This window comes from Streptomyces sp. NBC_00234 (assembly GCF_036195325.1).
Classification (GTDB): domain Bacteria; phylum Actinomycetota; class Actinomycetes; order Streptomycetales; family Streptomycetaceae; genus Streptomyces.
Map to the genome: position 1 here is coordinate 2,358,643 of NZ_CP108101.1, position 13,519 is coordinate 2,372,161.

Here is a 13,519-nt window from a genome sequence, read left to right on the forward strand (position 1 = left end):
GCCGCGCGCCCGCGGTTCCTATCGGTACGCGTCCGCGAGGGCGGTGGCCTCCTCCAGGGTGAGGTCACCGCCCTCCGCGCGCGCTGCCGCGAAGGCCGCGTCCCCGGTCGCCGCACGGGCGATCTCCTCCGCCCGGGCCAGGTTCTGCCGTTCCATCGCCGTCGGGAGGTAGCCCTTCGGCAGGAGCGCCGCCTGGAGGCCCAGCAGCCGCGCCGCGTCCCTGCCGCGCCGCTCGCCGCCCAGCCCTGCGATCGCCCAGGCGGCCGTGACCAGGTGGATGGACGTCATCTGGGGCGCCACCATCAGCGACAGCCGGTCCTGAGAACGTTCCAGGGCCCGCAGGGCACGGCCCAGCGCCGTGGCGTACTCGCCTTCGAGGTTGTCCAGCCAGGCGAGCGACCCGACCACGAACCCGTCGAAGATCGCGACCGTCTCCGAGCTGAACTCCTCGCGCAACAGGCCGAATTCCACCCGGGCCTCGGCGATGCGGCCGGTACGCCCCAGCAGCAGACCCAGATGCAGCCGGGCCGCGGGCACCGCCTCGTGCCCGGAATGCCGTCCGTCGGCGAGGACGTCACGCAGGATGGCTTCCGCCTCCTCCTCACCGCCGGTCTCGGTGAGGACTCCCGCGTACCGGGAGCGCAGGTGTGCGACCTGCGACTGGGCGCCCAGGTGCTCGGCGTAGCCGATGGCGGCGAGGTAGTCCTCTGCGGCGAGGGCGTACGCCCCGGCCCGTTCGTTGGCCTCGCCGCGGGAGGCGAGCGATTCCGCGGCACCCCAGGCGTCGCCGAGCCGCACGAAGATCTCCAGGCTCTCGTCGGCGTCGACCCGGGCCTCGCCCGCCCAGTCGGGGCGGTTGGCCAGGACGTTGGCCCGCATCTGGAGGGCGGACCCCAGCTCCCACTCGTATCCGAACTCCCGGCAGGCCCGGACCGTTTCGTCCATCAGTTCGCGCAGCTGGGCGACCTCGCCGGTGAGCAGGATCGCGAACAGCCAGAGGGAACCGGGTTTACGGCAGGTCTGGGGCTGGCCCACCTGGTACGTCCGGGCGATCACCCGCAGCCGCTCCCGGCTGTCCTCGGTCATCCAGGAATCCGTGTGGTGGTCCATGCTGGCCAGCTGGATCAGCCGTACCCCGCGCCGCGCCTCCTCCAGTTGCTCGGGCACCCAGGGCGGCGGCCGGTCGGTGCACTGCTCCATGAGGGAGGGCGCCGGGGTGCCGGGCGGGGCGAACGGGTCCGGGCCCAGGGCGGCAGCCGCCTCGGCCCAACGGCGGGCGTCGGTGCGCAGATCGCGCATCATCCAGTACCAGGACAGGGAGAGGACCAGGCAGAGCACTTCCTGCTCGTCCCGGGCCGCGGCGGCGTGGCGGAGCGCGGTGCGCAGATTCTCGTACTCGCGCTGGAAGCGGTCGATCGCCGCCCGCTGACCGGCGCCCTGGAGCTCCGGCCCGGTGGTCCGGGCCAGCTCCCGGAAGTGCACGAGGTGCCGGCGCTCGGCGACAGCCCGCTCCCCCGCCTCGTCCAGCCGCTCCGAGGCGTACTCGCCGACGGTCTCCAGGAGCCGGTAGCGCATCTCGCCCGCGCCGTCGGGGGCCGCGACGACGAGGGACTTGTCGACAAGGAGACCCAGCAGCGCGGCGACATCACGGGCGTCGACCGCGTCGGCGCCGTCCGGCAGGTCGTCCGCGGGGGCCGAACACACCTCTTCCGCCGCGTCGAGCCCACAGCCGCCCGCGAACACGGACAGCCGGCGCAGCACCGCGCGCTCGGCCGTGTCCAGCAGATCCCACGACCAGTCGACGACGGCACGCAGCGTCTGCTGACGCGGCAGCACGGTACGGCTGCCGTTGGTGAGCAGCCGGAAGCGGTCGTCGAGCCGGTCGGCGATCTGGCGCGGACCGAGCATCCGCAGCCGGGCCGCGGCGAGTTCGATGGCGAGCGGCATTCCGTCGAGCCGGCGGCAGATCTCCGCGACGGCTGCGGCGGTCCCGGCGTCCGCGTCGATACGGAACCCGGGGCTCGCCGCGGCGCCCCGGTCGGCGAGCAGCCGCAGCGCCATCGGATCGGGCAGCGGACCGACCGGACGGACGAACTCCCCGGGCACGCCGAGAGGTTCACGGCTCGTCGCCATGACGGTGAGTCCGGGACAGCGTGCGAGGAGGTGGTCGGCGAGCGAGGCGGCGGCCTCGACCACATGCTCGCAGTTGTCCAGGAGCAGCAGCATCCTGCGCCGCGAGCAGTGCTCGGTGAGCCGTACGAGCGGGTCGTCGGCGTTCCGTTCGGCGGCCCGGATCTCCTCGGCGCCCGCACCCCTCAGCACGGTCTCCCGGGCACCGAGCGCGCCGAGCACGGCCTCGGCCACCCTGTCCGGATCGTCGACGGGGGCGAGCTCCGCCAGCCAGACACCGTCGGGCCACTCCTCGGCGAGTGTCTCGGCGACCTCCTGGGACAGCCGGGTCTTGCCCGCCCCGCCGGGACCGAGGAGGGTGACGAGCCGCGCCCCGGCGAGGTCCTCGCGCAGGGCGGCGATGTCCCCTTCCCGCCCGACGAAGCTGGTGAGTCTGGCCCGCAGGTTTCCCCGGCGCGGTGCGGCGGGGGCCGGGGCGGCGGGCAGGGCGGGGCCGGAGGGCGGGGCGGGCGCCGGCCCGTCCGGATGGAGCAATGCCGTGTGCAGATCGCGGAGTTCGGCGCCGGGTGCGGTCCCCAGACGGTCCGCGAGCACGGTGCGGACCTCCTCGTACGCCGCCAGCGCCTGTGCCGTACGCCCCGCGTCGCGCAGGGCCCGGATGCGCAGGGCCTGGAGGGGTTCGTCGATCGGGTGGGCCTCGGCGAGCGCGGCCAGTTCCGGCAGGGCTTCTTCGGGGTGGCCGAGGACGAGGACCGCGGTGAGCCGGGTGCGGCGGGCGGCCAGCCGCCGCGCCTCCAGTCCGGCAGCGGCGACGGCACGGTCCGGCAGGTCGGCGAGCACGGGCCTGCGCCACAGGGCGAGGGCCTCGTCGAGCACCTCGACGGCCTTTCCCGCGTCTCCCTCCGCCAGCGCCCGGGTCCCCTCCCCCACCAGGCGCTCGAAGCGGTGCAGGTCCACGTCGTCCGCCTCGGCGGAGAGCCGGTAGCCGCCTTCCACGGACTCGACCGCCGCCCGTCCGAGCACCCTCCGGAGCCTGCTCACGAGTGCCTGGAGGGCGCCCACCGCATCCGCGGGCGGATCGCCGTCCCACACCTCGTCGACGAGCGCCGCGGCCCCGACCGTACGGCCCGGACGGAGCGCGAGGACGGTCAGCAGGGCACGCAGCCGCGCCCCGCCGAGGGCGACGGCCGAGCCGTCGGGGCGGAGAGCCCGGGTGGTTCCGAGGATGCTGTATCGCACCCGCCCATTGTCCGTGACGGTGACCGGTCATTGCACGGCGCCCGTGACGGGCGCGTCAGCGCGTCGTTCCGGAGGGCGGTGCGACCTGTCGAGAAAGGAGCCGGACGGCCATCCGATGGCGGGAGCCGTTGAGGAACCAACCTCCCGGCACGGGACGTTCTCGCCGTATCGCCCGTACTGTCGGGGCTCGCCGCATGCCGTCCAGCCACCAGGAGTTCCGCCGATGACCACCGCAGCCACTCGCAGCGACCGGAGGGTCAGCCCGATCTTCCTCGCGATCGTCGCCGTCACGGCGGTCTCGGGCTGGGCGGTGTGGACGGACTTCGCCGGGCAGACCGGCTTCGCGATCTTCCTGTTCGTCACCGCGGCCTGGATCGTCTCGCTCTGTCTGCACGAGTACGCCCATGCCCGTACCGCGCTGCACAGCGGGGACATCTCCATCGGGGCGAAGGGCTATCTCACCCTCAACCCCCTGAAGTACACCCATGCCCTGCTGAGCATCGTGCTGCCCGTGCTCTTCGTGATCATGGGTGGGATCGGGCTGCCGGGTGGCGCGGTCTTCATCGAGCGGGGCCGGATCAAGGGCCGCTGGCGGCACAGTCTGATCTCCGCGGCCGGGCCGCTGACCAACGTGCTGTTCGCGATCGTCTGCACGGCGCCGTTCTGGCTGCACGCACTCGACGGGGTGCCGCTCGCCTTCCGTTACGCGCTGGCGTTCCTGGCGCTGCTCCAGGTCACGGCCGCGATCCTGAACTTCCTGCCGATCCCGGGACTGGACGGCTACGGGGTGATCGAGCCCTGGCTCTCGCACTCCGTCCGCCGCCAGGTGGAGCCGTTCGCCCCGTTCGGGCTGATCGCGGTCTTCGGCATCCTGTGGATTCCCGAAGTGAACATCGCCTTCTTCGACGCCATCGACGCGTTCCTGCGCGGGCTCGGGGTCAGCGAGATCGAGACGTACTGCGGACAGGACCAGTACCGCTTCTGGCAGGCGTTCTGGGACGAGCAGAATCCGGTCTGCGGGGTGTGAACGACAGGGCCCGTCGTTGGATCAGGCCCTGGTCGTGTCCTAGCGGGCATCTCCGGCCGCGGCCGTCGCACGGTGCTTGCGCAGGTAGAACCACGCCATGTTCGAGGAGAGGCCGACCAGCAGCACCCAGATGATCCCGAGCCAGCTGCCCTGGACGAAGGAGACCACGGCTGCGCCGACGGCGAGGACGCAGACGGCGAGGGCGTAGAGGGCGAGGCGGGGCATGGGGGGCTCCTGTCCGGGGATGGTGCGCGATCCCGTCCAGTGTCCCTCATGCCCCATTCCGCTCGGTGTCCGGTCCGGGGCCGCCTGGCGCGACCGGCCCCGCCGCCCGGTCACACGTCGGTGGCGCGCAGTCCCGCGTGGGCCTTGTAGCGGCGGTTGACCGAGATCAGGTTGGCGACCAGCGACTCGACCTGGTGCGCGTTGCGCAGCCGCCCGGCGAAGATGCCGCGCATGCCGGGGATACGGCCCGCGAGCGCCTGCACGAGGTCGGTGTCGGCGCGGACCTCGCCCAGCACCATCACATCGGTGTCGATCTCGTCGATCGTCGTGTCCTGGAGCAGCACCGCCGAGAGGTGGTGGAAGGCCGCGGTGACCCGCGAGTCCGGCAGCAGGGCGGCGGCCTGCTCGGCCGCGCTGCCCTCCTCGGGCTTGAGGGCGTACGCGCCCTTCTTGTCGAAGCCGAGCGGGTTGACGCAGTCGACGACGAGCTTCCCGGCGAGTTCCTCGCGCAGGGACTCCAGGGTCTTGGCGTGGCCGTCCCACGGCACGGCGACGATCACGATGTCGCTGCGCCGTGCGCAGTCCGCGTTGTCGGCGCCCTCGACGCCGAGGCCGAGCTCGGCGGCGGCCGTGCCGGCCCGTCCGGCGTCCCGGGAACCGATGATCACCTTCTGGCCGGCGCGGGCGAGACGGTAGGCGAGGCCGCGGCCCTGCGGGCCGGTCCCGCCGAGCACGCCGACGGTCAGTCCGGAGACGTCGGGAAGGTCCCAGGGGTCCTTGGCGGGGGGCTTGGGCGCGCTGCCGCTGTCGTGGGTAGTCATGGCCCCGACACTACTGCCAGGTAGGTCGGGGGCAGCGGCTGCACCGGCCGGGAGCGGTCGGGGCGCGGGAGCTCCCGTTCGGATGGTTCGCCGTCAACCCCGGGCGGCGCGGCGGGCCTTGCGGCATCATGCCGGACCATGGATGCCGTACGTGTGGCGCTGTTGCGTGAAGTGCTCGCCGGGACCGAGTGGATCGCGGCGACGCGGCGCTTCGCCGGGACGCTCAGGTCGTCCGTGGTTCCGCACGGCGGCGGGCTGCTGCTCGTGGGGACCGAGGTGTACGAGCCGTGGCATCTGGCGGCGCACCTGGTCGACGAGTCCACCTGGTCCGGGCTGCCGGAGCTGCGCCCGACTCTGGTGCGGCACCGGGTGGAGGCCGGCGACCCGGTGCATCTGACCGTCGGTCTGGGCCGGATCGAGGCGGCACGGCGGGGCGAGACGCTGCTCGTGGTGGCTCCTGAGCGGCCGGACGGCGGGTTCCTGGAGCGGGTGCACGACGCGCGGCGGGCCGGGGCGACCGTGCTGGCCCTGGACGGCGGCGACCCGGAGGTGCGGGGGCTGGCCCACGAGGCGCTCTCGGTCACCGGTGAGGACGACGTGGACCTCGATACCGTGCAGCACCTGGTGAGCGCGGCGGCCGGGGAGAACGGCCGGCCCGCCCCGCGCGGTCGCCGCTCGTTCCGCGACCGGCTCTCCCGGCTGGCCGACCAGCTGACCGCGCCGCCGCCCGCCCGCTGGTAATCCATTTGCACCGGAGACCCGGGCCGACGGACGATGACCCCTCGTGACGTCCCCGCCCTCCTGGCCGACCAGGCTTGCCGCGCTCCTTCCCGATCTTTCGCCCTGGCGTTCCTCGCCCGACTTCAGGCTCCTGTGGAGCCAGGGGCTGATCACGTACTTCGGCAGCTTCATGGCCCTGATCGCGCTGCCCCTGCAGATCAAACACCTCACCGGATCACCGCTGGCCGTCGGCGCGATGGGCGCGGTGGAGCTGGTGCCCCTGATCGTGTTCGGGCTCTACGGCGGGGCACTGGCCGACTCCGCGGACCGCCGCAAGGTCATCCTGGGCACCGAGGCGGGGCTCGGGCTGCTCGCCGTCATCCTGCTGGTGAACGCGCTGATGCCCGATCCGGCGCTCTGGCCGCTGTATCTGGTGGCCGCCGGGGTCGCCGCGCTGGCGGGGCTCCAACGGCCCGCCCTGGATTCGCTGATCGCCCGGATCGTGCCCCACGACCAGCAGACCGCCGCGGCGGCGCTGAACTCCCTGCGCTGGCAGATCGGCGCGATCGCGGGTCCGGCGCTGGCGGGTCTGGTGGTGGCCTATGCCGGGCACGCCACGGCGTACGCGGTCACGGTGGTCACCTTCGGCGTCTCCGTCCTGCTCTGCCTGCGGCTCGCCCCCGCGCCTCCCGCCCATGACGCGCAGAAGCCGTCGCTGCGCGGGATCGCGGAGGGGGCCCGGTACGCGTGGAGCAGGCCCGTGCTACTGGGGACGTACGCGATCGACCTGGCGGCGATGTTCTTCGCCTTCCCGAACACGATCTTCCCGTTCCTGGCGGACGAGCTGGACGCGGAGTGGTCGCTCGGCCTGATGTACGCGGCGGGGTCGGTCGGCTCCCTGGTGCTGGGGCTGACCAGTGGCTGGACCTCACGGGTGCGGCGGCACGGGCTGTTCGTGGTGTTCGGCGCGGCCGTGTGGGGTCTGGCGATCGCCGCTGCGGGCTGGTTCGGCAACGTGTGGCTGGTGCTGGTGTGCCTGGCGGTGGCCGGCGCCGGCGACATGCTGAGCGGTCTGGGCCGGGCGACGATCTGGAACCAGACCATTCCGGAGGAGCTGCGGGGCCGGCTCGCGGGCATCGAGGTGCTGTCGTACAGCGTCGGCCCGCAGCTCGGGCAGGTCCGGGCCGGCGCGATGGCGGGCTGGACGGGGACGCGGTCGGCGATCTGGACCGGCGGGGTGGCGTGCGTGGCCTCGGTCGCGCTGCTGGCGGCGACCTTGCCGAAGCTCCTGTCGTACGACTCCGCGACGGACGAGGACGCGGCCCGGAGGCGGGCGCAGCACGCGAACCCCTCCGGCGTGTGAGGAGCGGGGCCGGAGGGCGGCGTGCGGGCGTGGACCGTCAGTCGCCGGAAGGGCTCTCAGGCGTCGACTTGTCGTGCCACTTCGGGTCGGTCTCCCACTCCAGGTTCCGCTCCTGGGCGGTCTCCATGGCGTGGCGGGCCTCCTCCGGCGTCGCGTAGGGGCCGAAACGGTCCTTCGCCGGACACTCGGGGCCTTCCTCGACCTTCTTGTGCTCCAGGCAGTAGTACCACTCGCCCGGCTTGCCGACGGTGCGCTTCTTGAACAGGGCCATCATCGCTTCCTTTCCTTACGATCATGCTGCCCCGAGCCCGCTGGTTAGACTCGCTGGCATGTCTGGCCAGTCGCTGCTCGTACCAGGGGAGATCACTCCCATTCGTTCCGTCCCCGGAAACATCCGGCGCCCCGAGTATGTGGGCAAACCGGCTCCGGCGCCGTACTCCGGCCCGGAGATCCAGGACGCCGACACCGTCGAACGGATGCGCATCGCGGGCCGTATCGCCGCCCAGGCGATGGAGGAGGCCGCGAAGCACATCGCTCCGGGCGTCACCACCGACGAGCTCGACCGCGTCGCCCACGACTTCATGGTCGACCACGGCGCGTACCCGTCGACCCTCGGTTACCGCGGTTTCCCGAAGTCGCTCTGCTCCTCGCTCAACGAGGTCATCTGTCACGGCATCCCGGACTCCACCGTGCTGCGGGACGGCGACATCGTGAACCTCGACGTCACCGCGTACATCAACGGGGTGCACGGCGACAACAACGCCACGTACCTCTGCGGAGACGTCGACGAGGAGTCGCGTCTGCTGGTCGAGCGGACCCGCGAGTCGCTGAACCGCGCGATCAAGGCGGTCCGCCCGGGGCGTCAGATCAACGTGATCGGCCGGGTCATCGAGTCGTACGCGAAGCGCTTCGGTTACGGGGTGGTGCGGGACTTCACCGGGCACGGGATCAATTCCTCGTTCCACTCCGGTCTGATCGTTCCCCACTACGACAGCCCGCACGCCACCACGGTGATGCAGCCCGGGATGACGTTCACGATCGAGCCGATGCTGACGCTCGGCACCCATGAGCACGACATGTGGGACGACGGCTGGACCGTCGTGACGAAGGACCGCAAGCGCACCGCGCAGTTCGAGCACACCCTGGTGGTGACCGAGACGGGGGCGGAGATCCTTACTCTTCCGTAACCGTCCGCGCGGGCGCGTCCGGGCGTATCGTTTTTACCGACAGCCAGTCGGGAACCAGTTGACTTAGGTAAGCCTAAGTAGGAAGATCGGCGTATCGCAAGCGCTGCTGCCCTCGGTTGCGGCGGTTCCGATATGTCCGTCTCTTTCTGGACTTCCCGTCCCCTTGGTCTTCGGAGGCCCGCCTTGGACGCACCCGGCACCGCCACCCCCTTCTCCACGCTCATCCGCACGGCGTCGCACGAGCAGCACACCGAGGCGGAGACCTCCACGTTCATGGGTGACCTGCTCGGCGGGCGCTTGGGGGTGGATGCGTACACGCGCTACACCGAGCAGCTGTGGTTCGTGTACCGGGCGCTGGAGGAGGGCGCGGAGACCCTGCGGCACGACCCGGTGGCCGGGCCGTTCATACAGCCCGAGCTGATGCGCAGCACCGAGCTGGAGCGGGACCTGGCCCATCTGCGCGGCCCCGGCTGGCGCGAGGGCCTGGAGCCGCTGCCGGCCACCGCGGCGTACGCGGAGCGGGTCGCCGAGTGCGCCCGTACCTGGCCGGCCGGATACATCGCGCACCACTACACGCGCTACCTCGGGGACCTCTCGGGCGGCCAGATCATCCGCGACAAGGCGGAGAGGACCTGGGGCTTCGCGCGCAAGGGCGATGGGGTGCGGTTCTACGTGTTCGAGGAGATCGCCAACCCCGCCGCGTTCAAGCGGGGTTACCGGGAGCTGCTGGACGCGGTGAACGCGGACGATCTGGAGAAGCAGCGCATCATCGACGAGTGCAAGCGCGCGTTCGCGCTCAACACCGCCGTCTTCCGCGAGCTGGGCGAGGTCTTCCCGCTCAGCGCGTGACGCGGCGGCAGGGCGGGGCGGTCGGCCCCGTAGCCCTGCTACCGCCCACGATCCACCAGAAGGACGCGGCCCCCCACCTCCACCGTGCCGTCCGGCGCGGGCGCGGTGAGGATCTGGGAGCCGCGTCCTTGTCTGATGTTGAGGGCACGGCCGAGCCCGGCGCTGAGCAGCAGCGCCGCCGCCCCCGTCGCCTCGTCCTCGACGATGCCGTCGTCCCTGCGGGGAAACGCGCGGGCCCTGACCCGGCCCGCCGCCTCGTCCTCCCAGGCCCATACGTAGAGCCAGCCCTCGCCGGGCGGCGGCCCGGTCAGGGCCTCGACCTCGGCGGCCGACGCGTACTGCTCCAGTGCCCGCGGCGGCACCCATTCGGGACGGGCGGTGATCCAGGTGAACTCGCCGTCCTGGCGGGCGAAGACGTCGCCCACCGGCAGCTCCAGAATCTCCAGATCGAGCAGCCAGGCCGCACCGACGAGCGGATGCCCGGCGAACGGGAGCCGCAGCCCGGGGGTGTAGATGTCGACGCGCCCCCGCTCCGGATCGTCGACGAACACCGTCTCGCTGAAGCCGAGCGTGCGCGCCAGCGCCTGCCGGGACGCCTCGTCGGGGTACGCAGCCCCCTCGCGCACGACTCCGAGCGCGTTGCCGTGCCTGCCGTCCGGGCCGCAGAACACGCGCAGTACGTCGATGCCGTCGGGTACGTCGAAGTCGTTCACGTGCGCATTCAAGCACCGTACGGATTCCCCCGACGCCGCAGGGCCGCACCGGCGCGTACGGCCGGTGCGGCCCCGACGAACCCCTGACGGGTCCTTGACGGTTCAGGTGGCTCAGCCGGTTCGGACGGTACGGCGGCGGCGTGCCGCGATCATCACGCCCGCTCCGGCGGCCACGACGACGCCGGCGCCGGCGAACAGCGCACCGGCCGGGATGTCGGAGCCGGTGGAGGCCAGGGAGCCCGCGCCACCGACCGTGCCGCCGGTGCCGCCTGTCGTCGAACCGCCGGTGGCCGAACCTCCGGTCGTGGAACCGCCCGCCGTGGAACCGCCGGTGGACGAACCGCCGGGCAGCTGGGCGTCCTTGTCGAGTGCGACGGCGACGGTCAGGGCATCGAGCGTCTCACCCTTCTTGTACATGCCGCCGAACGCCTTGGTGCCGTCGGCGGACAGGGTCGCGGGGACAGCGGAGAGGGTCACGACACCGTCCTCGGCGGCGAGTTCACCGGCGGGCACCTTCAGGTCGGCGACGTTCAGGCCCGTGTAGGTCGTGGTCCTGCCGCTTTCGCGGTCCTTGGTGGAGACGTCGGCGACGAGCGCGCCCGCGGTCCCGTTCACCTGGACCTCCAGGTTGGCGAGGGAGAGGTCGAGGGAGTACACGCCGCCCTCCTTGTGGCCGAGGAAGCGGACCGTGCCGGCGAACTCGGCGGTCAGCTCGCGGGTGTCCGCGTCGAAGGTGCCGGTGGCGTCCGGGAAGCGGTAGCCGTTGCCCGACGCGGTGGCTCCCCCGCCCGTCTCGACGCTGCCGTTCGCGATCGGGCCCGTCACGTACGTACGGAAGGATTCCTTGACGCCCCAGTCCAGGGTGCCGTCGACGACCGCGCCCCGGGTCGCGGCGGGCTTGTCGGTGGCGGAGGGGGAGGGGGAGGACGTCGGCTTCTCGGTCGGCGTGGTGGGCTTCTCGGTCGGCGCGGTGGTCGGAGGAGTGGTCGGCGGGGTGGTGGGAGGAGTGGTGGGCGGAGTCGTCGGGGGCTTGGTCGGCGGGGTCGTCGGGGGCGTGACGGCCTTCACCGAGAGCGTCGCCGGGTCGAGGGCGTCGCCCTCCTTGTACTGGCCGTTGAACGCCTCGGAGCCCGCCTTCGTGAGCGTGGCGGGGATGTCCTTGAAGACCATCGCGCCGCCCGCACCCTGCCCCGGCCTCACTGCCGACAGGTCGAGGGCCGCGAACGCCACGTCGTCCTTGGTTCCTTCGGGGGTCGTCACGTCCACGGAGATCGAGCCGCCGGTCCCGACGGTGGAGACCTTGACGTCCGAGAGGGTGATGTCGAGGACGCCCTTGTGGGCGTAGAAGTTGACGGAACCGTCGAAGGACGTGTCGGTGCCGTGCGTGGTCGTGTCGTACGTGCCCTTGCCGTTGACAAAGGTGAACACACCGTTGTCCGCGGCCTGCCGGGCGCCCTCGTCGACCGTGATCTTTCCGCCGGAGTACGAGGCGGCGAGGTAGTCGCGGAAGCTCTTCTTGAAGCCCCAGTCCAGCGTGCCGTCCTTGAGCTCCATCGTGGGCGGCGCGGCGGCGGCGCCGTCGGCGGCTGCCGGGCTGTCGGCGGCGATCGCCGGGAGGGCGAAGGCCGCGCCGAGTGCGGCTGCGGTGGCGACGGCTGCGGCGAGCGCTATGGGACGGCGGGTGACTGCCATGGCAGTGGTTCTCCTGGGAAAGGTGGGAAGGACGGGATGAGGGGGGCGGGAAGTCGGGACGTGCGGTGGGGCGTTACGGCGCGGGGCGCGCGCGGCGACGGCGCACCGCGTACAGCGCACCGGCCGCGGCGAGGACCACGAGTCCGCCGCCGACCGCGAGACCGGTGCCGGGGCCGGAGTCCGAGGCCGCGACGACCGGTTCGGCGGCGGGTGCGGCTGCCGCCGAACCGGTCGCGGAGGACATCGCGGACGGGGCCGTGCCGCTGCCGAGGTCGGGGAGCGCGGGGAGTTGGGCCCCGGCGTCGACGGCGACGGCCAGGGACACCGGGTCCATCGCCGTGCCGGCCTTGTAGAGGGAACCGAGGGCTTCGGCTCCTTCGGCCGTGAGCGTCGCGGGGGCCTCCGTGAGGACGGCGAGCCCGTCCTCCGGTGCGAAGTCCCGGGCGGCGAACGTAATGAGGGGGACGTCCTTGCGGGTGTCGCCCCCGCTGGTCACGTCGGCGGAGAGCGTGCCCTTGCCCGAGACGGTCGCCACCTCGAACCCGGCGAGTTCCAGGTCGAGCCGCTGGGCGCCGGTGAAGTGGACACTGCCCGCGAAACTCGCGTCCAGCTTCTGCTTCTTCGCGTCGTACGTGCCCTTGCCCCGGGGGAAGCGGAAGAGCGCGCCGCCGTCCTGGGCGCCGTCGGCGAGGGTCCACCTGCCCTGTCCGACGGCTCCGGTGACGTACTCGCGGAAGGTCCTGCGCACGCCCCAGTCGACGGCGCCGTCCTCGATGCGGCCTGCTGTCCGCCCGGCGTCCTTCTTCTTCGCCGGCGCGTCCGGCTTCGGGGACGTGGACGCCCGGGGCTTCGCGGCGGGGCCCGTCGTGTCGACGGAGAGGCTGACCGGATCGAGCGGGGTCCCGGCGGCGTAGTAGCCCGCGAACGCCGTGGCGCCCTGCGAAGTCAGCGTCGCCGGGACGTTGTTGAGGGCGACGGGGGTGGAGCCGCCGGCCATGTCGATGCCGGAGAGACCGAGCGTGGCGAGCGGCACCTGGACGGACGAGGTGACCCGGCCGCTCTCCCGGTCCTTGCTGACCATGTCGGCGTGGACGGTGCCGCGACCGCCGCTGATGCGGACGGTGGGGTGGCTGATGGTGAGGTCGAGCTCGTTGCCGCCGTCGGCCTTCTTGTGGCCGACGAAGTGCACCCCGCCCGAGAACGCGGAGCTGAAGGCCCCGGTCGCCGGGTCGTAGGAACCGGTCGCGGAGTGGAAGCGGAACTGACTTCCCCCGACGGTGGCGGCGCCGCCGGTCAGGCTCCAACTGCCGTTGGCGATCGGGCCGGTGACGTAGCTCTGGAACGAGGACTTGATGCCCCAGTCCAGCCGGCCGCCCTGCACCGCGCGGCTCGCGGCCTGTGCGGTGGTGGCCGGGAGGAGCACCACCGCCATCACGGCGAGCAGCGCAACGGCCGTCGCACGGACGGATCTGAACGGCGGCATGGGACCCCTCCGAGGTCTAGCGAGTAAGGCAAGGCTAACCTAAGCTACTCAACGCCTGCGCCGGAACCCC

Annotated in this window: 12 protein-coding genes; 5 read left to right on the top strand and 7 right to left on the bottom strand. The window is 72.4% G+C overall.

Annotated features, from left to right (window positions below):
- Positions 1-18: 18 nt before the first annotated feature.
- Positions 19-3,369 carry a BTAD domain-containing putative transcriptional regulator gene (locus tag OG230_RS10240; protein ID WP_328909851.1) on the bottom strand — a complete coding sequence of 1,117 codons (3,351 nt, stop codon included), beginning with the start codon at positions 3,367-3,369 and terminating at the stop codon, positions 19-21.
- A gap of 223 nt (positions 3,370-3,592) precedes the next feature.
- On the opposite strand from OG230_RS10240, the gene OG230_RS10245 reads away from it, so the two are divergent.
- Positions 3,593-4,396, top strand: a complete 804-nt coding sequence (locus OG230_RS10245) for a site-2 protease family protein (RefSeq protein ID WP_328909852.1) — start codon at positions 3,593-3,595, stop codon at positions 4,394-4,396.
- A 39-nt stretch (positions 4,397-4,435) separates the two neighbouring features.
- On the opposite strand, the gene OG230_RS10250 is transcribed toward OG230_RS10245, so the two are convergent.
- Positions 4,436-4,621, bottom strand: a complete 186-nt coding sequence (locus OG230_RS10250) for a hypothetical protein (RefSeq protein WP_328909853.1) — start codon at positions 4,619-4,621, stop codon at positions 4,436-4,438.
- Between the two features lie 110 nt (positions 4,622-4,731).
- Complete coding sequence (npdG, locus tag OG230_RS10255; RefSeq protein ID WP_328909854.1) at positions 4,732-5,442, bottom strand: NADPH-dependent F420 reductase; 711 nt, start codon at positions 5,440-5,442, stop codon at positions 4,732-4,734.
- Positions 5,443-5,580: 138 nt separating this feature from the next.
- On the opposite strand from npdG, the gene OG230_RS10260 reads away from it, so the two are divergent.
- A complete protein-coding gene (locus OG230_RS10260) occupies positions 5,581-6,183 on the top strand; it encodes a hypothetical protein (RefSeq protein WP_328909855.1) in 603 nt (200 codons plus the stop codon).
- Between the two features lie 43 nt (positions 6,184-6,226).
- Positions 6,227-7,525, top strand: a complete 1,299-nt coding sequence (locus tag OG230_RS10265; RefSeq protein ID WP_328909856.1) for an MFS transporter — start codon at positions 6,227-6,229, stop codon at positions 7,523-7,525.
- A gap of 37 nt (positions 7,526-7,562) precedes the next feature.
- Here OG230_RS10265 and OG230_RS10270 read toward each other — a convergent pair whose 3' ends face one another.
- On the bottom strand, positions 7,563-7,796 hold the full coding sequence (locus OG230_RS10270; RefSeq protein WP_328911358.1) for a hypothetical protein: 234 nt from the start codon (positions 7,794-7,796) through the stop codon (positions 7,563-7,565).
- A 58-nt stretch (positions 7,797-7,854) separates the two neighbouring features.
- Here OG230_RS10270 and map point away from each other — a divergent pair, with 58 nt between their 5' ends.
- Together map and OG230_RS10280 are read left to right on the top strand one after the other, a co-directional pair.
- Positions 7,855-8,712: a type I methionyl aminopeptidase gene (gene map / locus OG230_RS10275; protein WP_328909857.1), complete on the top strand. Its 858-nt coding sequence runs from the start codon at positions 7,855-7,857 to the stop codon at positions 8,710-8,712.
- Positions 8,713-8,895: 183 nt separating this feature from the next.
- A complete protein-coding gene (locus tag OG230_RS10280; RefSeq protein WP_328909858.1) occupies positions 8,896-9,561 on the top strand; it encodes a biliverdin-producing heme oxygenase in 666 nt (221 codons plus the stop codon).
- A 38-nt stretch (positions 9,562-9,599) separates the two neighbouring features.
- Here OG230_RS10280 and OG230_RS10285 read toward each other — a convergent pair whose 3' ends face one another.
- The 3 genes from OG230_RS10285 to OG230_RS10295 all read right to left on the bottom strand — a co-directional run bounded on the left by OG230_RS10285 (position 9,600) and on the right by OG230_RS10295 (position 13,449).
- Positions 9,600-10,274: a PhzF family phenazine biosynthesis protein gene (locus OG230_RS10285; protein WP_328909859.1), complete on the bottom strand. Its 675-nt coding sequence runs from the start codon at positions 10,272-10,274 to the stop codon at positions 9,600-9,602.
- Positions 10,275-10,385: 111 nt separating this feature from the next.
- Positions 10,386-11,966: an HtaA domain-containing protein gene (locus tag OG230_RS10290; protein WP_328909860.1), complete on the bottom strand. Its 1,581-nt coding sequence runs from the start codon at positions 11,964-11,966 to the stop codon at positions 10,386-10,388.
- Positions 11,967-12,039: 73 nt separating this feature from the next.
- The gene (locus OG230_RS10295) at positions 12,040-13,449 is read right to left on the bottom strand and encodes an HtaA domain-containing protein (RefSeq protein ID WP_328909861.1); all 1,410 of its coding nucleotides are present in this window, start codon (positions 13,447-13,449) and stop codon (positions 12,040-12,042) included.
- Positions 13,450-13,519: the final 70 nt, after the last annotated feature.